Source organism: Shewanella sp. N2AIL, from assembly GCF_022690845.1.
Classification (GTDB): domain Bacteria; phylum Pseudomonadota; class Gammaproteobacteria; order Enterobacterales; family Shewanellaceae; genus Shewanella; species Shewanella baltica.
Genome location: NZ_JALBYT010000006.1, coordinates 22,088 through 46,923, shown reverse-complemented (window position 1 = coordinate 46,923; position 24,836 = coordinate 22,088). Strand labels below are relative to the sequence as shown.

Annotated in this window: 15 protein-coding genes and 1 tRNA gene; 8 read left to right on the top strand and 8 right to left on the bottom strand. The window is 43.9% G+C overall.

The features are described 5' to 3' along the window. Window positions 1-7: 7 nt before the first annotated feature. The 6 genes from MO387_RS05570 to MO387_RS05545 all read right to left on the bottom strand — a co-directional run bounded on the left by MO387_RS05570 (window position 8) and on the right by MO387_RS05545 (window position 9,968). The gene (locus tag MO387_RS05570) at window positions 8-730 is read right to left on the bottom strand and encodes a SapC family protein (RefSeq protein WP_107946787.1); all 723 of its coding nucleotides are present in this window, start codon (window positions 728-730) and stop codon (window positions 8-10) included. Between the two features lie 58 nt (window positions 731-788). Continuing rightward, entirely contained in the window at window positions 789-2,420 is a 1,632-nt protein-coding gene (locus tag MO387_RS05565; RefSeq protein WP_107946788.1) for a tryptophan halogenase family protein, read from the bottom strand. A 246-nt stretch (window positions 2,421-2,666) separates the two neighbouring features. Beyond that, on the bottom strand, window positions 2,667-5,663 hold the full coding sequence (locus tag MO387_RS05560; RefSeq protein WP_107946789.1) for a TonB-dependent receptor: 2,997 nt from the start codon (window positions 5,661-5,663) through the stop codon (window positions 2,667-2,669). Between the two features lie 547 nt (window positions 5,664-6,210). Further along, window positions 6,211-7,218, bottom strand: a complete 1,008-nt coding sequence (locus tag MO387_RS05555; protein WP_107946790.1) for a LacI family DNA-binding transcriptional regulator — start codon at window positions 7,216-7,218, stop codon at window positions 6,211-6,213. 58 nt (window positions 7,219-7,276) lie between these two features. Beyond that, a complete protein-coding gene (locus MO387_RS05550; RefSeq protein WP_107946791.1) occupies window positions 7,277-8,602 on the bottom strand; it encodes a glycoside-pentoside-hexuronide (GPH):cation symporter in 1,326 nt (441 codons plus the stop codon). 10 nt (window positions 8,603-8,612) lie between these two features. Continuing rightward, window positions 8,613-9,968, bottom strand: a complete 1,356-nt coding sequence (locus MO387_RS05545; protein ID WP_107946792.1) for a GH1 family beta-glucosidase — start codon at window positions 9,966-9,968, stop codon at window positions 8,613-8,615. 267 nt (window positions 9,969-10,235) lie between these two features. Here MO387_RS05545 and MO387_RS05540 point away from each other — a divergent pair, with 267 nt between their 5' ends. The 4 genes from MO387_RS05540 (at window position 10,236) to MO387_RS05525 (ending at window position 17,709) form a co-directional block, all read left to right on the top strand. Continuing rightward, window positions 10,236-11,531 carry a sugar MFS transporter gene (locus MO387_RS05540; RefSeq protein WP_107946793.1) on the top strand — a complete coding sequence of 432 codons (1,296 nt, stop codon included), beginning with the start codon at window positions 10,236-10,238 and terminating at the stop codon, window positions 11,529-11,531. Between the two features lie 83 nt (window positions 11,532-11,614). Continuing rightward, window positions 11,615-14,275 carry an exo 1,3/1,4-beta-D-glucan glucohydrolase gene (locus tag MO387_RS05535; protein WP_107946794.1) on the top strand — a complete coding sequence of 887 codons (2,661 nt, stop codon included), beginning with the start codon at window positions 11,615-11,617 and terminating at the stop codon, window positions 14,273-14,275. A 185-nt stretch (window positions 14,276-14,460) separates the two neighbouring features. Beyond that, window positions 14,461-15,357, top strand: coding sequence for a fructokinase (gene mak / locus MO387_RS05530; protein WP_006080720.1), 897 nt, complete (start codon window positions 14,461-14,463; stop codon window positions 15,355-15,357). Between the two features lie 231 nt (window positions 15,358-15,588). Continuing rightward, on the top strand, window positions 15,589-17,709 hold the full coding sequence (locus MO387_RS05525) for a methyl-accepting chemotaxis protein (protein WP_107946795.1): 2,121 nt from the start codon (window positions 15,589-15,591) through the stop codon (window positions 17,707-17,709). A gap of 245 nt (window positions 17,710-17,954) precedes the next feature. On the opposite strand, the gene MO387_RS05520 is transcribed toward MO387_RS05525, so the two are convergent. After that, window positions 17,955-18,033: transfer RNA gene (locus MO387_RS05520), tRNA-Leu, on the bottom strand. Between the two features lie 134 nt (window positions 18,034-18,167). Between MO387_RS05520 and MO387_RS05515 the strand changes: the two genes are divergently transcribed. The 3 genes from MO387_RS05515 (at window position 18,168) to MO387_RS05505 (ending at window position 22,153) form a co-directional block, all read left to right on the top strand. Then, window positions 18,168-19,709: a site-specific integrase gene (locus MO387_RS05515; RefSeq protein ID WP_011846135.1), complete on the top strand. Its 1,542-nt coding sequence runs from the start codon at window positions 18,168-18,170 to the stop codon at window positions 19,707-19,709. Window positions 19,710-19,828: 119 nt separating this feature from the next. Beyond that, the gene (locus MO387_RS05510) at window positions 19,829-20,284 is read left to right on the top strand and encodes a hypothetical protein (RefSeq protein WP_107404925.1); all 456 of its coding nucleotides are present in this window, start codon (window positions 19,829-19,831) and stop codon (window positions 20,282-20,284) included. A gap of 222 nt (window positions 20,285-20,506) precedes the next feature. Further along, window positions 20,507-22,153 (top strand): TIGR04141 family sporadically distributed protein, encoded by a 1,647-nt coding sequence (locus MO387_RS05505; RefSeq protein ID WP_242326134.1) that lies wholly within the window; start codon window positions 20,507-20,509, stop codon window positions 22,151-22,153. Between the two features lie 639 nt (window positions 22,154-22,792). Here the strand turns inward: MO387_RS05505 and MO387_RS05500 are convergent. Next, window positions 22,793-23,002, bottom strand: coding sequence for a hypothetical protein (locus tag MO387_RS05500; protein WP_242326133.1), 210 nt, complete (start codon window positions 23,000-23,002; stop codon window positions 22,793-22,795). Between the two features lie 817 nt (window positions 23,003-23,819). Here MO387_RS05500 and MO387_RS05495 point away from each other — a divergent pair. Continuing rightward, window positions 23,820-24,698 carry a hypothetical protein gene (locus tag MO387_RS05495; protein ID WP_107946797.1) on the top strand — a complete coding sequence of 293 codons (879 nt, stop codon included), beginning with the start codon at window positions 23,820-23,822 and terminating at the stop codon, window positions 24,696-24,698. Window positions 24,699-24,836: the final 138 nt, after the last annotated feature.

Sequence of the window (24,836 nt, the reverse complement as noted above, 5' to 3'; positions counted from 1 at the left end):
GACCTAGTTAACCTTGCGCATTTTTAAGGTTAAGCAAGTCACGTACTCTTGCCTGTGAGGCCAAGGTCATGTAAATCGCCTCTAGATAACTTTTAGCATGTAATTGAGCGAGCACTTCTGCCGAGAGGGCCGCTAGTGTTTCTTCATTAATAGTATAGAAACCCATCATTTGATGTTGGTGGCCATTGTCGAGCTTGATATCTAAGGTAAAGGATTCCAGCAACTTATGTTCGATAAGCAAATCGATAAAGTGCTTACTGTCGATAAGCCCGTGGTGGATACCTTCTAACATATCCCCAATGTCATCCAGATATTGCGTATTGCCGCCATAGGGATGGAACAGGGCTTCGCCTTCGGTTGTGCTGACTCTTGGGCTCGCCATATCGATATGTATGACCCTTTGTTTGCGCTCGATACCGTCTTCGCGCACGCTTTGCTGACCAATAAGAAACGGCTGACGACGTAGGGTGAGAGGGATATAAGAAGCCTGCCAAGTGCCATTATTTAAAAACAGATTCTCATTATTTTGAAAACCATAAAGCGCCACCGCAAAGAACTGGCCTGTGGACTGATCCTTTTGGAAAAAAATCGGATAATGCGCCTGTATGCTGCGAAACTCCGCCGGAAAAGTGACACTGAACCAGACATTATCGCCGTACTTAGCACTACGCTCAGTGATAATTTTGATATCTTTATGATCTACGCTGTTAAGTAATACGTGTTGGCTCATAGGGTTACCTTTGTCCTTTGTTAGTTCTCACTGCCGCGAGTTATTCTTGTTATTTTTGCTAAATCTTAGGGAAACCAAATTGCCTTACCTTGTTTAATAGGTCGCGATTGCTCGGAAGGCTTTGGCTCAATGCATGGACCTTTTGCTGATTCTCGCTAAAAAGTCTTTGGGCAACTTGTTGTTGCGACGGCTTGATATGGGTGGGCAGGGCAGTATTAAAGCCCATACCATAAAGCACATATTGGAAACTCGCCGCCGGAAATAAGGGTTCTTTGTAGCTAATATCGTGGCTGCTTGGCGCTTGATAACGCCATAAGTCGAGTTGCTGCTGTAATCTTTCAGGAATGGATGTAGCGGCCCTGTGATCGCGCCAGTAGCCATCCACTTCGCGTCGACTCACGACATAATGCAGTTTCAAAAAGTCGATGATTTGCTGCCAGTGGCGCTCATAGCGTTCATTCACTCGCTGGGCAATCGTGTCCATTACGCCGCGATGCGTTGGCAGTTGCGTGGCTAAGGTATTCGCCGTCCATTCCACTAAAGCCAATGCCGATGCTTCTAAAGGCTCAATAAAGCCTGCCGCCATGCCGATGGCAATACAGTTATTTTGCCAGCATTTTGCATGGTAGCCGGGGTTGATATTCAACTTTCGATATTCTTGTTTACGACTATCAAGCGCGTTGCTGGATGCCGATTGAGGATTAGTTGATGTGTCAATGGCTAAATAGGCTCTTAAGGTTTGTTCTGCCTCGTCATCGCTACAATGGGCTGATGAATAGACATAACCCACGCCTTTGCGAGTCGGTAAACCTATATCCCAGATCCAGCCATTGGGCTGCGCCGTTGAGAGTGTGCATGAGGCGATAGGGCTGTTTTCTTCGGCATAGGGGACTTGAATCGCTAAGGCGCTGTCGTTAAACAGCACAGCTTTTTGGCAGAGGAAGGGCACGTTAAAATGCTCGCCCAGCAGCAATGATTTCGTCCCGGAACAATCGACAAACATATCACCTAAAATCACGCCATGTTCTTTGGTCGCAAGGCTTTCAATATCGCCATTGGCATGACTGTGAACCTGAGTGACATGATCACGAATGTACTTGATCCCCAGTTTTTCGGTGCAATGCTGCATTAACAGCTGGCTAAATTTACCCGCATCTAAGTGATAGCCGTAATTGTTTTGAAAATGATATTCCGGCGTCGCAATGGTTTTAGGCGCTAGCCCTAACTGAGTCAGCGCATCTTGGTTGGATACCGCCTGAGCAAAACTGACCTTGTCACTGTGAGGCAACCAAAAGGGACACAAGTCTAACTCTTGATGGCCATGGGGCAGGCTAAAGGGATGTATATATTGGTTTGAACCTAATGGGTTAGTATGTTCAGTATCATCGTGCTGCCAGTGAATAAAGCGTGAGCCTTGCTTGAAACTCGCGTCGCATTGGCGGATAAATTCGGTTTCGCTGATGCCGATTTTATCTAAGGTGTTACGCATCGAAGGCCAAGTACCTTCGCCGACGCCGATAGTGGCCACATCGGGGGATTCTATTAATGTGATATTGAGTTTAGGCGAGTGCGCAAGCTGACCTTTATCGACATTATGCTCGGCGGCCAAAAGGGCAGCGGTTATCCAACCGGCTGTGCCGCCACCGACAATGACAATGTTATTAATGGCTGTGTGAGTTGCTTGCTGCATATCGAGTGCCTAATCTTTTATTGTTGTTTATAAAAGGCTTTTATTTTTTTGTTACCACTAACGCGGTTAACTATTGCGCTAGCATTGAATAGTTTTATTGCGATTTCCAGTATTTATTTTACTCATATTGACTAAAAAGAGCGGCTACGTCCGTGTAGCCTGCTGTCATCCTGATAAAAATGAGGCATCTATGGCATACCTCATACGACCTTAGGGTAAAGATCTGTTGCTCTTAAATCGGTACGACTAGAAAGTGTAACGTGCGCCTATACTGTAACGCGCACCCGTCTGGGTGTAGTTAAGGACTTGTTCCGTCGCACGGCCGTGTACACGCGTGGCTTCATTGGTGATGTTTAAGCCTTCGATGAAGATGGTTAAACCTTCAACCGCTTCAACGTCATAACCTATGTTAAAGTCCACCTGCGAATAAGCTTCGGTGTATTTAGGGTTCGAGCCAGTATCTTGACCTGTTGAGTTTAAGAACTCATCACGCCAGTTATAGGCGATACGGGCCGAGAAACCATAGTTTTCATAGATACCGACCAAGTTTGCGGTATCGCTGATCCCTAAAATCACGTTCTGGGTCGCATCACCAGGGCGACCTAAGTTAGTGTTATCATAGCTGTCCCCCGCATCCACCATAGTATAGTTGGCTTGGATACCAAATCCTGACTCACCAAAGAAGTGCTGGATAGAAAACTCCCAACCATCAATCACATTACTCAAATCACTGTTAGTGGGGTTAGTAATGAGGAAGTTTAACGAAGGATCACCTGGGTTACCGGTAATCTCGATATTGCCGTTATCAGGATTGATCTTCACATTTGGATCGGTTGCACCGTATTTGTCATAAATCCATTGGCGTTGTTGAATCGCAGTAGTGGCACCTGCCGCAATGGCTTCATCAACATATTTACCGTGTGCTGGATCCGGAATGTTGTAGATGTCTGAGTTTTCTGGGTTACTACTGATAAAGTTAGTCACATCTTTACGGAAATAACCGATTGAGACGTAACTGGCATCGTTGTAATACCATTCTGTCGATAGGTCGTAGTTTGTTGACTCAAGTGGTAACAGACTTGGGTTACCCGCCGAGCCGCTACCACCGTTGCGATAGGCAAGCGTTCCTACTGTGGTGCCACCTTGAATCGAGGTGTAATCAGGACGGCCAATTGTTTGGCTAAAGGCGGCGCGGACGAAAACATCTTCCAGCATTTCAATATTAAAATTGAAGCTGGGTAGCAGGTAATCGTAATCACCCTTTTGAGTTTGATAAACGCGATTATTATCCACTGAACTCGTTAGCGCGATTTCAGACTCTGCAATCCAAGTAGCTGTATCATAAGAGGAAACAACCGAAGTCGATTCAACATCTGTTTTTTCGTAGCGTAAGCCAAAATGCACGTCATAGGGCATGTTGGCAATTTCGCTGGCGAAGTTGTATTGGATATAGGCTGATTGAGATTTTTCTTCAGTGAAACGGTCTGTGCCTTTAGAGTAATCGGTAGAAGGGCAGAAGCCATTACCACAATCACCCACTATGCTCGTTGCATAGAGTTCTGCTGCTCGGGCACGAACTGCCGCAAAGTCCCAAAGGAACATAGTGTTTAGCGGATCTGTCGAGGCATTACCGTTATAACCTGCAAAATTACCTTTTGAACCATCAAATTTATCGATAACTGAACTGGTTGGGAACCAAGCTGCGTCTAAATCGCCCGCTGCACCAACGCCACCCCAGTCGTTACGTTGAATATCAACCTGTTGGGAGTGGTTATTCACGTCTGACATCGCAATACCAAAATCGATACTGCCTGCTTCGGCTAAATCATATTTACCCGACATTTGCAGCTGTTCGATTTCGGAGCGATTGACGGCATTGGTGAAGGTTGAACCTGTCACGCGCATATCTTCTGGGCGAACCGCATTTCCACCACCAACGGCGAGTACTGGGACATCACCGCTAAAATCGGTCGCTGCACTGGTACGAATAAAGGCGGCGGTACTGAGGTTGCTCGTACTGCCATTGACATTGTTAGGCGTACGTTCGGCGTAGGAGTTATGGTAATCCAAGTTTAACGTCAGATTATCACTGGCTTCCCAAGCTAAGTTAAAACCCAGTGAACCACTTTGGTCGCGGGTGCCGAAATCGCCAGCAGCCATTGAAAGGTCGGCGGGTGCATCGTAGGTTTCGGAATAAACGAGTGGTGATGAAACTGGGCCATCACTCCAAATATTTTCTTGGGACGGCACAAAGTTAAACCATGCCGAGACGTCGTGCGTTTGAGTATCGATGTCGTTACGCATGTAAGTGTAATCAAGCGTTGCGCGCAGCGAATCAATTGGCTCGTATTGCAGCACTAATTGACCGTTGGTGCGTTTACGTTGCTGTTCCTCAAAACGGTAAATCGTGGTTTGTGGCACGCTATAGACGTCATCATCGCCAGGGCGATTGACTTGATTGTCGTTTTTAGGAACACCACCCCATTCTGCGTTGGGGCCGCTGTAATCTTGGTCAACAATACCTGGAAAACTGCGCCAACCGGTACCGACTTGGGCTTGTTGATTACCACTCTCCCTTTCTTGATAGCTACCTGAAATAGAAATCCCAAATTTATCATCGGCAAAGGTATTTGAGTACAAGCCAGAAAGCTCTGGTGTGGTAGAGCCTTTATCCGTGGATGAGTCATCAACGGCCTTTGCACCGAAAGTGGCCTTCATGCCTGGCGAGCTTAGCGGTCTATGGGTGAGCACATTGATCGTTGCGCCAATACCGCCCGTTGGATTTTCAGCCTTAGCGGTTTTCTCCACTTCAACCGCACTGATGGCTTCTGACGCTATGTTGGCAAAGTCGAATGAACGAGAGCCAGTGGTGACTGGCATTTGACGTCCGTTTAACAGTACTAAGTTTTGATCGGCACCAAAACCACGGACCGACACTCGGCTACCTTCACCGTTTTGACGGTCGATAGATACGCCAGAAATACGTTGTAGTGATTCAGCTAAGTTACTGTCGGGGAATTTACCGATATCTTCGGCGTTAATGGCATCAACAATGCCTTCTGAGCCGCGTTTTACGTCCATCGAACGGACTAAACTACCGCGGATCCCTGTTACTTGAATAACTTCAATATTTTCTTCTTTTTTGTCAGTATCGGCGGCATAGACGGGCATGATAGCGCCCACGCCTAAGACTAGCGAAAGGCTAGTGGCCAATCTGGTTTTTCTAAATGTTCTAAGTTCCATCTACATCTCCCCGTTGAGTAGATATTCAGGCTACAACTCTCTGATTTTGTTTTTGGGTAGAACAAATTATGTACAGCTTGCTCATATTCTTGTTCGAGTTAGGTTTATGTAAGCGCTTACATAAAGCTAGTTTAAATTATCAGCAGAGTCAACGGTAAGTTGCTTTATTGTTGCAATATTATGTTGTTCTTGTCTGCGAGTTTATTCTAACCCATTGTTTTAAAATGAAACCAGTTTTATATTTTGTTACATATTGATGATGTTGTTTGTGAAAGAAAGCATGCTAACTCTACTTTATGAACTTCGTAATGGCGTGTTTTGCCATTTGGTGAATAGATAAAGTGTGAGGATATTTTGCGTAAGCGGGGGAAATATAGCGTGAGTTTCTCTTGCTGTTTTTGAGTGTTTTTTATACTTAGCTTGAGTCGGGCCTGTTTATTTTTGCCTTTGAGTTCAAGCGAAAAAATGCAGTGCCTTGCCCACTGGGTCGCCCCATCAGGGCAACTTAAGTATTTGAGTAGACTAGGGGAGTCTACGCCTTAGAGATTTAACTATTTATGATCTTAGTTGCTGAATTTCTTATAAATAGTGATGGGGTGAAACGACTAACAATTTCCACATCGGTTTTATTGTATACGTGTTTTAGTACCCAGAGCGCCGCCATTTTACCCATTTCATGGATGGGGTTGCTGATAGAGGTGAGCTTAGGAGAAATATACTGAGGAAACGGGATATTATCGTAACCCATGAAGGATAAATCTTCGGGCACCTTAAGCCCTTGTTCAAGGCAGGTTGAAATCGCACCCGATGCCATTTGGTCATTGGCGCAAATCACCGCAGTAAATGGCCGTTGTAGGCTGAGTAAATGTCGCATGCCATCGCAACCACTCGACTCTTTAAATGTCCCTTCGTAGAACAGCTCACTCTCATAGGGAATGGCCGATTCAGTGAGCGCTTTTTTATGGCCCATCAGGCGCTGCCTAGCATCTAGTTTGAATAAAGGTCCTGATATATAAGCAATATGTTTATGCCCTAACGACAACATATGCTGAGTCGCGAGGTAACCGCCAAGCTCGTTATCGAGATAAATACAGCGTTCACGTATGGCGGCAACATAGCGGTTAATCAGCACGATTGGCGTGCTCTGCTGACAGAGATCGATAAGATAGTCATCTGAAACCGCTTCCACGTCGATAATCAACGCATCACAGCCGCGATCAAGTAAAAATTGCACCGCATCTTTTTCTAGGGATTCATTGCTTTTACCCGCGGCAATAATGACGTGTTTACCCGCATCACGCAGGGCATCTTCAATTTCAGTCATCATAGGTCCATAAAATGGGCCATCGAGTTGTGATACTAGGACGCCCACACTATTTGAGCAGTTGGACGCTAATGATTGGGCTATCGCATTGGGACGATAGTCCAACTGAGCCATAGCGTCTAATACCTTTTGTTTGGTTTTCTCACTGACATTGGTGTTTTTATTCATCACCCGTGACACAGTCGCAAGTGAAACGCCTGCAAGTACCGAAACGTCGTAAATAGTGGCCATATCATCTCAAATTAGAGGTACTGAAAAGTACAATGCCTTGAAGATTAGCATAATTTTATTAGGTGGCTCTATTTAATTCCAGATGGATTTCATCCACTTTCTGGTTATTTAGCGTATAACGACGCATGATAAATGCGACCAAAATTGAGCCGATAGCGGGATAAAGGGTAAATGAAATTAAGATGCCATTGAGTGTCGTTTCACTCTGAACCACATCGGCTTGATAACCATAACTTGCCAGTAACCATCCTGCCGCTGCACCGCCAATTGCGACTCCAAGTTTGATAAAGAAAATCACCGAGGAGTAAATCATGCCTGTGATACGCACGCCGGTTTTGTATTGACCATAATCGACTGTATCCGCCATTTTCGCCCAGAGTAATGGCGTGGCCATATTGAAGGTAAAGCCCCAGACAATATAAAGAGTGAAGGCGAGAACGACTTGATCTTTAGGGACAAAAAAGTGCAATACGCACAGGGCTGCGGCGATGAGTTGCAACACAATATAGGCTTTGACCTTACAAACGCGTTTGGCTAATGGCTCTGCGAGAATGCAGCCAAAAATATTGCCAACCATACCTAAGGTGATGAAAAGAGTGATCATATCCGGCAGGTTAAGAAAATATTTCACATAGTAAATGGCGAGGCTAGTGCGTAACACCATGCCGGATAATAGGCAAACTGCGGCGGCGGATAGCACTCGCCATTGGTCATTCTTTAATAGGTAGGTAAAGTCCTGTTTAAAGCTGGAATTTTGATCCACTGGCGGATGTAAGCGCTCTTTTGTGCCCCAGAAGCAGGCCAAAAACATGGCAACACCTAAGATGCTCATGGCGAGAATTGTAAGCTGATAGCCCTTGGCTTGGTCCCCCTTACCGAGAAACTCGACTAAAGGAAGGGTAAGTCCTGAGACCAGTAAGCCACCGAGCATAGCGAATACAAACCGATAGGATTGCACCGAAACCCGCTCTTTGGGATCGGCCGTCAGTACTCCCCCTAAGGCGCAATAGGGAATATTAATGGCGGTATATACCATCATCAATGCCGCGTAAGTCACGAAGGCATAAATCATTTTCCCATCTTCAGATAAATCTGGGGTGGTAAATGCTAATACACTGATAATCCCAAAGGGCAGGGCAAACCAGAGTAAATAGGGTCTGAATTTACCCCAGCGCGTGTTCGTGCGGTCTGCCAATGCGCCCATTAAAGGATCGGTGACGGCATCAATCAACCGTACCAGTAGAAACATGGTGCCGACAAAGGCGGGTGAAATGCCAAAGATGTCGGTGTAAAAAAAGGTAAGGAACAGCATAACGGTTTGAAAAACGATGTTGCTGGCAGTGTCGCCAAGCCCATAGGCTATTTTTTCTTTTATGCTAATCATGGCTTTAGCCTTATTTATTATTGTTATTAGTTATGTGAGCCCTTGAGCGAATCAAGTCGCTGTAGGCTTGACCACTGGCCTTTATCGTTCTGGTTTGGCTTGCATAATCCACATAGACAATGCCAAAACGTTTTAAGTAGCCTTCGGCCCACTCAAAATTATCCATCAAGCTCCAGGCAAAGTAACCTTGAATGTTAACACCTTGTACTATGGCATTGTCTACTGCGGTTAAATGGTGCTGGTAATAGCTGAGCCTATCGAAGTCATCGACACGCCCATCAATACATTTATCGTCCATGGCGGCGCCATTTTCTGTGATGAAAACAGGTGGTAAATCATAGGTTTGATTTAAAGAAACCAGTAAATCGGTAAAGGCCTGTGGATGGATCTCCCAGCCTATGTCGGTTTTAGGTACCCCAGGTAAATCAACTTGCACAAATCCATGTTCGGCATCGGCCTGATATACGGCGCGGGTATAAAAGTTTACACCTAAAAAATCAATTGGTTGACTTATAAGCTCAAGGTCGCCGTCGTGAATTTCCGGTCTGTCTTCTGGCGCTAATGCTGCGAGAAGGTCTGGGTATGCCGCATCGAAAATGGGCTTGATATACCACTGGTTAAAGTAATCATCGGCTTGTTTTGCGGCTTGAATATCGGCAGCACTTTGGGTTAATGCGTAGCAAGGCGTGAAGTTAAGCACTATGCCATTCATGCTGTTAGGGCTGTTCTTTTGCAGCACTTGCATTGCTAAGCCGTGGGCGAGCAATAGGTGGTGAGCCGATTGACGGCCATAGGCTTTTTTGATTAAACCTGGGGCGTGAATGCCTGCCTCATAGCCTAAATATGAGCTGCAGAAGGGTTCGTTTAAAGTGGCGTAGGAATACACTCGGTCGCCGAAGGCTTGGCTTATTTTGTCAGCATAGTCTTTGAAAAGGTAAGCGGTATCTCGGTTTAACCAGCCGCCTTGATCCTCAATATGTTGAGGAAGATCCCAATGGTAAAGCGTGACAAATGCTTTGATATTTCTACGTTTTAGTTCATCTAGAATGCCAAGGTAGAAATCAACTCCCTGCTGATTAATGCTGCCATCTTGATTTAAGACCCGTCCCCATGCGATGGAAAAACGATAAGCATCAACCCCGAGTGACGCGATTAAGGCGATATCTTCTTGCCATAGATTCAGGTGGTTGCAGGCGACATCGCCATTGGAGGCATCACGGATTTTATCTGGTTTTGCACAAAAGGTATCCCAAATACAGGTTTGGCGAGAGTCCACGCCACCTTCGATTTGAAAGGAAGCGGTCGCAACACCAAAAGTAAACGCTTCGCTTTGGAGTATCGAGTTCTTTGGTAAAGATATTTTCATATATTCAGTCACTTAATTATATTTTTGAATTCATTCCTGCGATTTAAAACACAGAGTTCAAGATAAAGAGAGTAAAGATGCTTGCCGACTGTCACTAAAAATATTGACTTTGGTTATCGACATGTTAACAATGAAAGCGCTTACATCGAGGTTAGTGACTAATCATAAAAAGGTCAATATGTGATTTGGATAAATTAATCACGCCATTTTGACTAAGAAGATTAAACGTTTTTATCTAGATAATCGGTTGGGGAGAATAGGGCAAACATGGCTATTGCAAATGAAACTGAGGCGAGTGCAGTGAGTGAGGCGGCAAGGAGTGTGCACCAGAGTGGCAACTTTAGGTTCGCTTTAGTGGCATTAACATCGTTGTTTTTCATGTGGGGATTCATTACTTGTCTTAACGATATCTTGATACCTTATTTAAAAAACATGTTTGAGCTGAATTACGCCCAAGCCATGTTAGTGCAGTTTTGTTTTTTTGGGGCTTACTTTATTGTCTCAATCCCAGCGGGTGCACTTGTGGGTAAGATTGGTTATCAAAAAGGCATAGTCACTGGGCTTGGTATTGCGTGTTTAGGCTGCTTATTATTTTATCCTTCGGCGAGTTTCGCCTCCTATTGGATGTTCCTAGGCGCTTTTTTTGTTTTAGCCTCTGGCATTACCATTCTGCAAGTGGCGGCTAATCCCTACGTCAGCGTGCTGGGACCTGCAAAAACCGCCTCATCGAGACTCACTCTGACCCAAGCGTTTAATTCCTTTGGCACCACAGTTGCTCCGTTTTTTGGTAGTTGGTTGATTTTATCGACTTCACATCAAATGACAGGTGAGGCTGCTCCTGAGCTTGTGGTCAGCGCTGCGGCCCAAGCGAGCACAGTACAAGTTCCCTATTTGATTTTAGCGGCCAGTTTATTTGTGCTGGCGGTGATTTTTATACTGTTAAAGCTGCCTTTTTTAGGTCAAAAACTGCCTGCGAGCAGTGCTAAAGTGCTGGGCAGTGCTTGGCAATTTCCGCATCTTGTTCTCGGTAGCGTGGGGATTTTTGTGTATGTGGGGGCCGAAGTCGCCATTGGCAGTTTTTTGATTAGCTTTTTAGTTCAGCCCGATATTGGCGGTTACACTCACGCCGAAGCCGCACATTACATTGCCTACTATTTTGGCGGCGCTATGGTTGGGCGTTTTATTGGCGCGGCCGTGATGCAAAAAATCAAGGCCGGCAAAGTGTTAGCCTTTAATGCGATTTGTGCTTGCCTGCTGGTTGCCTTAGCCATGTTTAGTACGGGGGCGATAGCAATGTGGGCCTTACTGTTAGTCGGGTTATGTAACTCTATTATGTTTCCGACGATTTTCAGCTTGGCATTACAAAATCTTGAACAACACACCAGCCAAGGTTCAGGCATTTTATGTTTGGCGATTGTGGGCGGCGCGATTGTGCCCTTATTTCAAGGTATGTTAGCCGATCATTTTGGTATCCAATTGGCCTTTATCTTACCGCTGCTTTGTTATGGTTTTATCGCCTATTACGGGGCTAAGGGCTGTGATGCCCCAAGACCAAGATTTTAAATTAATTAAAACACGACGATTAAACACATGGATGCGCACACGGCGTGTGTATTAAGACATTTTATTTTTTGAGGGCGAGAATTATGAGCGTTATCGCATTGAGACCCAAAACCTTTAGTTTGAGTTTATTGGCTGTGCTGACCTGCGCCAGTTTAAGCGGATGCAGCAAAACAGAGCAGATAAAAGCAGCTGACAGTCAGTCTGTTAAGCCTAGTGATGTGGCCGCATCTAGCTCACCTAATAGCCCCAATGGTTACAGTATCAATGGTAAGTCTACAGATATTAATATTTGGCCGCAGTTAACTATCCCCCATAAAAATCACGAAGATGTTGAAAAACGCGTCGCAGATTTATTGGCAAAAATGACTATTGAGCAAAAAGTCGCGCAGATGATCCAACCTGAGATCCGCGATATCACGGTCGAAGATATGCGCAAATACGGTTTTGGCTCTTATTTGAATGGTGGCGGTTCTTACCCAAATCAAGATAAACATGCGACACCAGCAGATTGGATTGCCTTAGCCGACGCTATGTTTCAAGCCTCTATGGATGACTCGCTCGATGGCATCAGTATTCCAACCATGTGGGGCACGGATGCGGTTCATGGTCACAACAATGTGATTGGCGCAACGCTGTTCCCACATAATATAGGGTTAGGTGCGGCCCATCATCCTGAGCTTATTCAACAAATTGCTGCGATCACCGCCAAAGAAGTGATGGTGACGGGGATTGATTGGGTATTTGCGCCGACGGTCGCTGTGGTGCGTGATGATCGCTGGGGACGAACCTACGAGGGTTATTCTGAAGATCCTGCCATCGTCAAATCCTATTCCCACGCGATTGTCGAGGGATTGCAAGGGGGCAATGATAAAGACTTCTTATCGGATCAGCATGTTATCGCTACGGTAAAACATTTCTTAGGGGATGGCGGTACCGAAGGCGGGGATGATCAGGGCGATAATCTCGCATCCGAACAAACCTTGTTTGATATTCATGCCCAAGGTTATGTCGGCGGGTTAACGGCGGGCGCACAAACGGTAATGGCCTCATTCAATAGCTGGCACGGCGCTAAAAATCACGGTAATCCTTATTTATTGACCGATGTACTTAAGGCTCGTATGGGCTTTGATGGCTTTGTCGTTGGCGATTGGAATGGTCATGGGCAGGTTGAAGGTTGCAGTAACGAATCTTGTCCTCTGGCCGTTAATGCGGGCTTAGACGTATTTATGGTGCCTACGGCCGCATGGAAACCCTTATATGAAAACACTATCGCGCAAGTTAAGTCGGGTTTGATCAGCCAAGCGCGGATTGATGATGCAGTGAGTCGTATCCTGCGCGTAAAAATTCGGGCGGGATTATTTGAAAAGCCAAGTCCTGCTAAGCGTCCTTTATCGGGTAAAACCGAGTTGATTGGCCAAGCTAGCCACAGGGATGTTGCGCGCCAAGCGGTGCGTGAATCATTGGTATTATTGAAAAATAATCAGCATTTACTGCCGCTATCGCCCAAAGCTAAGGTACTCGTCGCGGGTGATGCCGCCGATAATATTGGCAAGCAATCGGGTGGTTGGTCTATTACTTGGCAGGGTACAGATAACCAAAATGCAGATTTCCCTGGAGCGACATCGATATATGCCGGTATAGCAAAGGCGGTTTCTGCCAGCGGTGGTAGCGCAGTGCTAAGTGTTGACGGTCAGTTTGATGCTGCGAATAAACCCGATGTGGCGATTGTGGTATTTGGTGAAGAGCCCTATGCCGAAGGCAATGGAGATATCGATAATCTTGAATATCAAAGGGGGAATAAGCGTGACTTAGCTTTATTGCAAAAGCTCAAAGCCGCAGGGGTTCCTGTGGTCTCTGTGTTTATCAGCGGTCGCCCTTTATGGGTCAATCCTGAGTTAAATGCTTCCGACGCCTTTGTCGCCGCTTGGTTGCCTGGCACCGAAGGTGCAGGGATTGCCGAAGTGTTATTCACTCAGGCCAATGGCGATGTTCAGTATGACTTTACTGGTAAATTGTCTTTCTCATGGCCGTCGACACCGCAGCAAACTCAAGTGAATGTCCACGACAGTGATTATTCAGCATTACTTCCCTATGGCTATGGCCTGAGCTATGCAGATATGGCTGATAGTACTGCGCCTGCGATATTATCAAATAGTTTGTCTGAAGATAATTTCAGTGAACAAGTGCCACTTAGCCAGAAGCCGTTATTCGAGCGTGCCGTTAAGGCGCCATGGAAAATGTGGATTGGCAGTATTGATGGTGACAAGATTTCGATGGAACCTATCGCCAGTAGCGTGCAGACTAATGAGGTTGTGACCATAAAAACCTTTGATAAACAAGTACAAGAAGATGCCCGTCATGTCAGCTTTAACGGTAAAGTGCTTGGTTTTGTGAGTTTACAGGGTAACTTCCCGGAAGACTTGCGGGCTTATCTGGCGAGCGAGTCTGTGCTCAGCATACAAGTCAAAGTGGGTTCATCGATAACGGCGCCAGTGAATGTCGGCATGATCTGCGAAGGCGATTGTCGAGCCAATGTGGATATCAGCTCTCAGCTAAGCGCATTAAGTCTTGATACTTGGAGTGAACTAAATATAGATCTCACTTGCTATCAGAAGCAGGGGATTGATTTTGCTAAAATTATTTCGCCTTTCACATTGTCATCTTCGGGCACTGTGGATATCAGCTTTAGCGATATCATCTTAAAGCCTAAGACAGCGAATATGGTGTCGGTCGAGTGTCCGTAATGTAACAGTTCAAGGTGCAGTGCGTCGTTTAAATAACACTGTGCCTTCATTGTTTGCTGTAATAAACAGCCTTTACTTTGGCAGGGGCTAATGTTGTTTTTGACCTGAGTCAGATTTCAATTACAGTGTATGGCATTAGGCAGTAGCGCCGCTTTGCGGTAAATATATTGAGATGGAGTAAGTTGATGTTACGAATTGGTATCGATCTTGGCGGCACAAAAATCGAGTTAGTCGCATTGGATGACGATGGTAAAGAAGTGTTTCGTAAACGCATCCCAACGCCAAGAGAATATGTTGCGACAGTCGATGCATTAGTCGCACTCGTGACAGAAGTCGAAGAGAGTCTGCAACAAACCGCCACAATAGGCATAGGTATTCCTGGGGTGATTTCTCCTTTTACTGGCCTAGTTAAAAATGCTAATTCAACGTGGATCAATGGCCATCCCCTCGATGTGGATCTGGGCGCTCGATTAAACCGTAAGGTGAAAATCGCTAATGATGCGAACTGTTTTGCCGTATCAGAAGCTGTCGATGGCGCAGCTGCTGGCAAGTCAGTGGTCTTTGGCGCCATTATTGGTACTGGATGTGGTGCAGGTATCGCCATCAAAGGCCAAGTGCATGATGGTGGTAATGGTATCGGCGGTGAGTGGGGCCATAATCCTTTACCTTGGATGAAAGCCGATGAATTTAATACCACGACGTGTTTTTGTGGTAACAGAGACTGCATCGAGACGTTTATCTCAGGGACGGGTTTTGTACGCGATTTTCGCGCAGCAGGTGGAGTAGCTGACAGCGGTATTGAAATCGCCCAAATGATGCAAGCAGGCGATCCGCTGGCGACTCAAGCATTTGATCGCTTTATTGATCGTTTAGCCCGCTCATTGGCCCATGTGATCAATATGATGGATCCTGATGTAATCGTCCTTGGCGGCGGAGTGTCCAACATCGATGCCATTTACACTGAATTGCCAAAAGTTTTACCGCTATATGTGGTTGGCCGTGAGTGTCACACTCCGGTTGTTAAAAACTGTTATGGCGCTTCATCGGGCGTACGTGGTGCCGCTTGGTTGTGGGGACGCTAACTTTAATCTTAATTTGAAATAGTGTTTGATATTTAAGGCCGAATTCATTTATTTGAATTTGGCCTTTTTTTTGATTTTGTCATGCTAAAGTTTTACATTTCATTAGCAAATCTTTATCTTAAGTGCTGGTAATTCTTACGCTAAGTGCTATTTTTAATGCTGGGTAGAAAGTATAAAAATGAATTAGATCATAATAATTACGCTATTGTCGTTCTCTTGGGAGTTTACTAGATGAAGCATTTGTCCATCAGTACTAAGTTGTTGTGGATTACATCAGCATTATTTTTATCGATAGTGGCTATTTTATCTATCAGTTTATGGTGGACGCTGTCGGCTCAAAACGCACAATTGTCGGATCAAGTTCAAAATACCCTACAAACGGAAACGCGGGATAAACTCGAAGCCCGCGCAGGTGAATATGGCGAAATGGTCGCCGGATTTATTAATGAAGCTTATCGTATCCCTTTTTCTTTTGCGGGTATGCTTGAAAGTACTGCCGAGGAATTACCCTTAAAACGTGACCGCTTAGAACTCGCAGTAGCGGCAGTGCTGAAGAAAAATGCGCAAGTCTCTTCTATGTATGCCCAGTTCGAACCTAATGGTTATGATGGGCTCGACAGTGAGTTTTTGAATGTGAATGTCAGTCACAGTGTGGCGACATCTGGCGCTCTAGAGGTCTATTACACCCGTAACGACGATGGCACTGTGGAGCATAACCAAGTTGAAGATTCAGCAGAAAAGTACCTCACTAGCTTAAATGAGTTTGGGATCCGTGATGCTGAATGGTATTTATGTGGTAAAGAAACCTTAAAGCCCTGCCTAATGGAGCCGTACTTATACGAGATCACTCCAGGCAACAAAGCATTAATGACCTCGTTGACTGTGCCCGTGCTTAAACATAAGCAATTTATCGGTATAGTCGGTGTAGATGTAAACTTGCCAGTGTTTCAAACCCTTATCGATAAGTTATCCAAAAGCCTCTACGATGGACAAGCGAAAGTCACTTTGCTGAGCACCCGCGGTTTAGTGGTCGCGGCCAGTCATTACAGTAAAAAGGCGCGTCCATTAGCTGAGTCGATAAATCCAACTCTCGCCTCGCAAATTATCTCGTTGCACAAGAATTCCGGCTACATGGTTAACGATGATGAAATTATTGTTGCCTACCCCATTAAGATCCCGCTAGCGAATGCCGAGTGGTCCTTAGTTATCCAAGTGCCGACTGCACAGGCGTATAAGAGCTCGATTGAGCTAAATAATGATATGGATGAGATGGCGACTTCCCTAGGCAGTTTGCTGCTGATCGTGGGTATTGTGGTATCGATTGCCGCTGTGATTACCATTAGCTTAGTGATCCGTAGCATTATCTCACCATTGAGGATGATCCAGGGCCGTGTAGAGCATCTTGCGAGTGCCGATGGCGATTTAACACAATCGATTGAGGTTGATTCGCACGCTGAATTGATTGCGTTAGCGAAAGGTTTCAACTCCTTTATTTATAAACTTAAGGATTTGATTGCCGAACTTAAAACGCTTGCAAGTCGCTCTCAGGAAGAAAGCCAAGCCTCTGCCAAAATTGCCCAGCTCACCCGTGACAGTGTGAACCGCCAGTACGGCGAAATTGAGAGTGTGGTAACGGCTGTGAACCAAATGAGTGCCACCGCACTTGAGGTTGCTAAGGCATCAGAGCAAACTGCGGCTGAAACTGAAGCTATGTCGCGCAATATTCGTCATAGCGAAGAGAGCCTGACTAAGGCAATGGGTTTTGTCGCGACTATGTCTCAGGAGTCTATGGAGGCTAAGCTGGCGGTGAGTAAAGTGGCTGAAAGCAGTATGAACATCAGTCGTATCCTTGAGGTGATAAGCTCCATTGCCGCACAGACTAACCTGTTGGCACTCAATGCGGCGATTGAAGCTGCAAGGGCGGGTGAGCAGGGACGAGGCTTTGCTGTGGTGGCTGACGAAGTCCGCGCGCTAGCATCTAAGACTCAGAGCTCGACGAACGACATTAGTACCCTGATCGACGCACTGCAAAAAGAGGTCCAAAGCGCTTCTGGCATCATAGATAAAGGCGCTGAGCGGGCACAAATGGCCGTATCTCAAACTGAGCAAGCGTTAAACTCATTGAATTCAATGGTGAGTCAGATTGGGGAAATTTCGGGCCAAGTGACCCATATTGCCGCCGCCGCAGAAGAGCAGAGTGCGGTGACTGAAGAGGTTAATCGCAATATCACAGGGATTTCTGACTCTGCTTCTGAACTTGCACGTCTTGCGGGTGAAGCACAGCAAAGCAGTGTAGTTTTAGCAAACTTAGTGAAGCAGCAGCATGAGCAGTTAGGTAAGTTAAAAACCTAGCACGCAGAGGTTTACTGAATTAGCGCATTGATTTTAAATAGGCTCTTTGATTGTGTTGTTGGTTAAGCACTGATCAAAGGGCCTATTTTTATGGCAATGGTAAATATCAAAGAACAGGCTGAAGCTATGAAATAGTCAGCGAGCGAGCCAGCTGTAAATGCATGGTGATTATGCGATGATTGGCAGGACAAATATTTTAGATACAAAAAAGCCCATCTTTCAATGGGCTTTTTTGTTGAATCGGGTGGTGGCCCCTCACGGACTTGAACCGTGGACCTAACGATTATGAGTCGATCCTGAATGATTTACCTGACCTGTGAAGCCATGTTAAGTTGTTGATAGTAAATATTTTTTGCATTTTTGGCAACTTAGGGTTTTGCATGGTTTTGCACTGTTTTGCATGTATCATGTGCGATAGGTGTGCGATCAAATTTCATCAAATTGAAGTGAGATAGCACATGAATAAGACATTAAAAATTGCGTTTACCAATCAATCTATATCAAGTTTTTTGGCCTACTTAGGTTACAGAGTCTCTTCTACTAGGAAGAGATTAAAAGTTGTCCAAGAGTTTGAGGTGTATTTAAATAGTCAATTTACGTTTGCAGAACTAGCTGCTTTCCACGAGAGCATAGAAAGTTGGTGGGCGGGGAATTCTAAATACTTGGCTATAAATAGTCATGAGATAGCAGGTCTTTCAATTCGGCTTTACAAGTCTGAATTTACATTGAAAAATGAAAAGCTTACAGCGATAGGAGAATCTCTCGCGAGTGTTTATCTAAGGCAGCGTGATACGCTTTCTGCAGCGCTGAAAACAATAAAGCTTGGCAATTTGACCAATTCTAATTTTCAAGTTCTTCTGAAGGCTGCACAACACGTTAAAGCAGGAAATAATCTAGGGATAAAAATCGTCGACAAACAACGTGGAACATCCGCAAGTGGAGAGAGTAGTGTTTCCCTTAGGGATTTTTTATATGGAGAATATGTAGAGACAAAACGATATGAAAATCCAAAAACGGTAATGGTGAAGGTGGATATCATTTCACGTCATTTTGGGCATTTACTAGATAGCCCTATCGGTAATATTAATGCTGATTTGGTACGGCAGTGGATGAAATCTAAAGAGCGAAAGTTGACGAAAAGGCAGTTAGCTGCGGGTGATAGTCTTTGGACGTTGAGTCCTTCAACTATGAAAGAAGGTATTTGCACTTTTCGAGCCTGTATCCAGTTAGCAAAGGAAAAAGGTCTTATTAAAGATCATGATCTGTATAGCTTACCTAGAATAAGAGTCGATAATCAGGTCATTCGTTATCTATCTGACCATGAGGAATTAAGGCTGTATGCTGCAATTAACCAGCGCAACTCATTAAAACATGAGCAAAGAGCTAGGACGATTGAGCATAGGATATTACGCAGGCTAGAAACGCCAGCGCATCTCGAAAGTTGTCATTTTGTGGATCATGTTTCACCTTTTATTATTTTGTTCAAAGAGACGGGAATTAGGCCTGGTACGTTGTTCAATTCAAAATGGTCTGATGTTGACTTGGACTCAAAATTTTTCCGTATTCGAAAATCGATTGATAAACGCGGAATATCTAATGTTATTCCTTTAAATTCTCTGGCGTTGGAGACACTAAAAGAATGGCGTAAACATGGCATTCATAACGAATCTGCTAGTTATTTTAAGACCAGAATGGATGCTTGGTTATTTCCATCGCCAGCTAATCCTGAGCTTCAGCTCACCACAATAAAAAAATCATGGGACATGATTATTAAAGAGGCAAAAATTGAAAATTTTAGGTTGTACGATTTACGGCATGATTTTGCATCTAAAGTGATGATGCAGACTGGTAACATCTATATGGTTAGTCAGCTGCTAAACCATCAACAGATTGAGACAACTAAACGTTATGCACATTTGATGGATAGCTCAAGGTTTGAAGCTGTGAATACACTTGATAAATCAAGACAAGTGGGTGCATTACCTGACTTTCTTAAGTAAGTTAAGACACCGCTTCTATAGAACGTACTCTTCTATATTGTGAGAATGCAGATGTCTTATTATAATAATCATATTTTAATACAGTTACTTAGGTTGGTTTTGTTATGAATGGTAAGGCTATGCCAAAAATCGTGTATGTAGATATGGACGATGTGCTTGTAAATTATACAGAAGCTGTAACCTTTAAAAAACTCCAGAAACCTGAGCAGGCATACCCTCAAGCTGAATTGGGATTTTTCAGCTGCTTAGCCCCTAAAATAGGTGGCATTGCTGTGATGAAAAAGATGCTTGAACATCCAGAAATTGAACCTTATATAGCCACAGCGCCAAGTCTGCAAAATCCATTGTGTTATATGGAGAAGCGTATTTGGGTAGAGCAACACTTAGGCATGGAATATGTCAGTCGTCTTATCATCATTCCGAACAAAGGATTACTGAAGGGAGATATTCTTATCGACGACCACGTTGAAGGAAAGGGCCAAGAGTTTTTTAAGGGGGATTTGTGGCAGTTTGGTTCGATTCGCTTTCCAGACTGGAGTGCTGTTGAGATTGAGTTATTTAATAACTTGCTTTGATGATGATAGCGTCTGAGCTTCACATGGGTAATCAGAATTCAATCGGTTTTGATGGCAATATATTATAAGAACTGACTTCTTCATTTAAATGCTATTATCCCTTTACGTCTTAGTAGTGCACTACGATATTAACTATGGTACTACTAAGTTAAATCAAGATGTATGTCTTAGATGTGGTGGTGATTAATTTTGAGCCTATAGTTCAGTGATAGAGGAAAGTGAATGAAACGGAATGTAGTCGCTTTTTTAAGCAAGGAAGGCTTGACTCTTAAAGATGTTCAGAATGGTAAAAAACAATTTACTTCACACCATAAAAATGAAGAAGATGACTTAGTTCTTTGCTTATCAAACCATACAAGTCAAGCGGATTGGTCTTCACTATTTTCTGATTATGATATTGGAGATCAGCACTTTAAACAAAAATCTGTCAAAGGAGCGTTTTTTGTTAAGGTCGAAAATCGTTATGTGATTTTTACGTTCGGTCACGGAAGGAGTCTTATTGAGAAGTTATCTATTGAGCGAGGTTTTGGCTTAAGGGTGTCAATGAATTTGGGAGATCCAGAACAGCTCAAATCAATCGATAAATCAACTTTAGATAGGGTTGCTAGAAATACACGATCTCAAGTGGCTCTGAACTCTGGTATTCAAGATTTTGACTTTGCGTTCGATCATGAAATATTAAAGTCAATCACAGCGATAGTTAGTAAAGGCGATGAAGAACTTGAAATGGTATCTGGCAATGACTCAGTGTCACTATACACTGAAATCGAAGCTGATAAGTTTAGAGATATTGCCGAAAGGTTAGTGACAGCTTATTTTAGCGATAACTATAAAGAGCAGTATCCTTGGGCTGAGTTTATCGGTTTGGAATCTGATCCAGAAATAGTAAAGCAACTTGAATCCATATTGGTCGAAAAATTTAAGGCAGAAAGCATAGATGGTTTTTGGTTGGCGCCTCCAAAGATCATTGACTATCATGACTTTTCTGGTTTTGTTTATTCGACAAAGTCGATAAGAAGTGAAGCTCCTTGTAAACACCCAGAATTACAATTGGATGCTTTTTTGGTCGAGGCACCATTTAAGAATAAGGCTTCGATTTCCATCAATACACTCAAAGCAAAGGAAATTTATTTATATAATGGCAGCGATCAGCATCTTGAATCAATTGGTTTTTTTGAGTCTCTAAATGGAGAATTAGACTTTAATGGTTGGAAATATGTACTGAATGATGGGCATTGGTATCATGTGAAACAGTCTTTTGCAAAGGAAGTTGAATCATATTTTGATTTGTTGCCCCGCTGGCAAGGCCTTGAAGATAAACCTTACAAAGATCAGCGTGAATGTTGTTATTTGAGACGCATAGCTGATGGAGAACAGATAGCAGTGCTTGACCAGCATTGGGTAAGACACAAAAATGTGAAACAAAATTATGAATTCTGTGACTTACTTACTCAATGTAATCGCATAATCCATGTAAAGCATTATGGGGGTAGTAGTGTACTTAGTCACTTATTCGCGCAAGCTACCAACGGATTAGATATGATGCTGAATTGCCCTGAAATTATTCCTCAAGTTCAAGAGCATTTGGAAAATACATATATCAGCTTTGATTTTTCGCCATCGGAAAAAAGAGTCCACACAATTGTTTTAGCAATCATATCCCCTCATTCGGGAGTTTTACATATTCCTTTTTTTTCAAAGGTTAACCTCCGTCACCATGCGAGAGAAATTCAAAATAAAGGCTTTCCTGTAGAGTTAGCTAAGATACCAGTTGATAAAATAACGCTACTAGATTCATCAACAGAGTCTAAGTGTCAGTGTAAATCAAAGACTGCAATATGTACAAAATCACTAACAGAAACTGATTGAGTAAAAATAGTAGAGTTCAATCTTGGTCTTAGCTGCAATTGATTTGGTTACGTTTCTACTCTAACTGTTTCGGATTTTTGCAAACGGCTTATCTCACTTGTCCTTAAGTGATTTCGTTGTTGCGATGTAAAGCCTATTGCAAACTATTACAAAAAATAGACTTTACTTAGATGCGATTTAAATAAGGAAACTGCTTAAACATTTAGGCAGATTCCTTACTATGGTCACGGATTTCAGAGATTTTTCTTATCTATTTCTTTGGCTTACATCTTTTCACAAGCACTATGCTGCCAATAATCATTAGCGCAATTGGTAGTAAAAATTCCATCATTTTTCCTTAACCGCCCTATAGGCGTCATTCACTAATTTGTCTGGTTAGTTACGTTGAGGTTTAGTAAAACCGGAACATCATGTATTTAAAACGCACCCATGGATCCTCGGGCTCAGGTGTATTTTCATAACGTCTATCATAGGCTAAAACACCGAAGGCGTACTTAATATGCAGTATTAACGGAGGTAAAAGGCAATTCATATCCTCAGTATAGATAAACCAGCAAAAGCACATGATGGTGATAATGCTCACAAGGACTAAAGGTATCCATTTGGCAAGTATTTTGTCGTTTAGATGACGGCGCATAATTAGAAACCATCCCCAAATCCACTGTCGAAATCGCAGCTAAATGTGTCGTTAGGCAATGACCAAGCATCATCGCTTGTGCTGCTATTACACGCCGATGTGTCGGATTCAGTAATGCCAAATGGGTTGCCATGCACATCGATTCCTGTGTTACCTATCATAGGTGTGCCATCAATGTTTACGATCGGGCCGTTGTGATTATTGTCAGTCATGCTGTTATTCCTTTAATGTGATTAAGAGTAAAGCTCCTAAATTGACATTAATGAAAAAAAGCACTTTTTCAAGCATATTTTTCGCAATGGTGGACAATAAAAATGTTGAGTGAGTTTTGTTGTTTTTCTTTCATTTTTTTATCTTGTCTCGGACTTCACACTCACATTAGTGACGACATTTTAATGCTGAGCTTGCAGGTTGGCGTTAACAGAATGTGCTTTTGACGAGCAAAAATCGGTACGATTTTTTGCGACAAAAGTGCTTGTGATAACAAGCTTTCAAGCGCGGATTTGGGCGATTACGCAGTAATGGCTCAAAGGAGCACGCGCATGTACAGCTGGTCTGTACTAACCGCATTTTAGTTTTGCCTCAGCAAAATTTAGGGGTGAATTTGGCACAAATACACCGCTAAACCCCAGACTTTTCGTGAGAAAAGTGAGCGAGACGCGAGGGGGAATAAGATGGCACATCGCCCCCTCGACGTAAGCGGCGAAAATGCGGTTAGTACAGAGCGTAGCTCGGTGCATGCGCGTCTGATGTCGTGGAGTGCTAGAACGGAGTTCGTAAGCCTGCGTCGATGACGAGTCATCAGAGCTGGCGGGCGCTTCAGGGCATCTGAGTCGTTTGCGCAGCAAGTGACTCATCAGCCAAAGGCTGGCTTGGTAGCGATGTTCATCGCTATTTTCATTCCGACAGGATGAAAGCAGTTTATCGTGATGAAAATCTGCAATTATTCACTCAAAAATATCATCAATGCGTTAAATTTGTCCCCTCGATGGCTAGTTAATTGTACCCATTTAATCAAAGGTATTTTTAATGACATCACACAGTAGCGCAAAGGATAAATCGGTCGCGAATCTTCCACTTCGATACGACCCGTTTTTGAATTTCGATATGCAATATCGACCTGGCGTAAATAACAATAAAACGGGGAAAATCCGCCGCGAGTTCACCATGAAATTGGTGGCTCGATTCGGTCTGATTTCACCGAGTAACATTGCTTGGCTCTATGGCATCAGCCATCGGCAATCTCTGGAGCATTTAAATAAGCTTGTCCAAGAGCAACTGCTCTGCCTTGTTACTACCCATCGTTCCCACGATGGCCGTGTTTATACACTCACTTACAGTGGCGCAAAATACGCCGAAGAGTTACTGAATGTTGCAGTCTATTATCGTGCGAAAGAGCATCCGGCGCTGCAAGTGAACCAGAACACTTTAATGCACGACTTAATCATGCAGTTTGTGTTGTTGAAAGGCATCCATCATCACAAACCTAATGGAGAGCCAAATCCGCTATGGTGTGCCATGATGACTGAGCCCGAGTTTAAACGGCGTTTTACTCACAGCAGTGTGCGAAATGTGGATGGGATAGTGAGGGAGGTGGATGGAACCATTTGTGCCGTCGAAATGGAGCATTCCTTTAAGACAAAAGCCGCGCGGCAAACCATTTTATTGAAATGGCATGATGGGATAGGGCAAGGCTATTACGATAAGGTCATGCTGTTTTCTCAATCCTTGCACATTTTTAGCGACATTAAACGACTTCATGAGCAGCTCTATGATGAGCTAACCACAAGGCCTGATAAAAAGACTCGTCAGCCTTTATTAACCGCGCAAGATGCGGCATCACTTAAGCAACGAATTATCTATCGTACTCTGCTGTGTGATGAACTCACCGAACGGTTTTATCGCTAACAAACAATCTCTAATTTCCAAAAACGACAAAAGGCACCTAAGTGCCTTTTGAAGGGTATACAAAGATTTTACAATGCATTACCAGTAGATGAAGTCGGCTGCACACTTTGGTACTGCCATCTGAAATAATAATTTTTA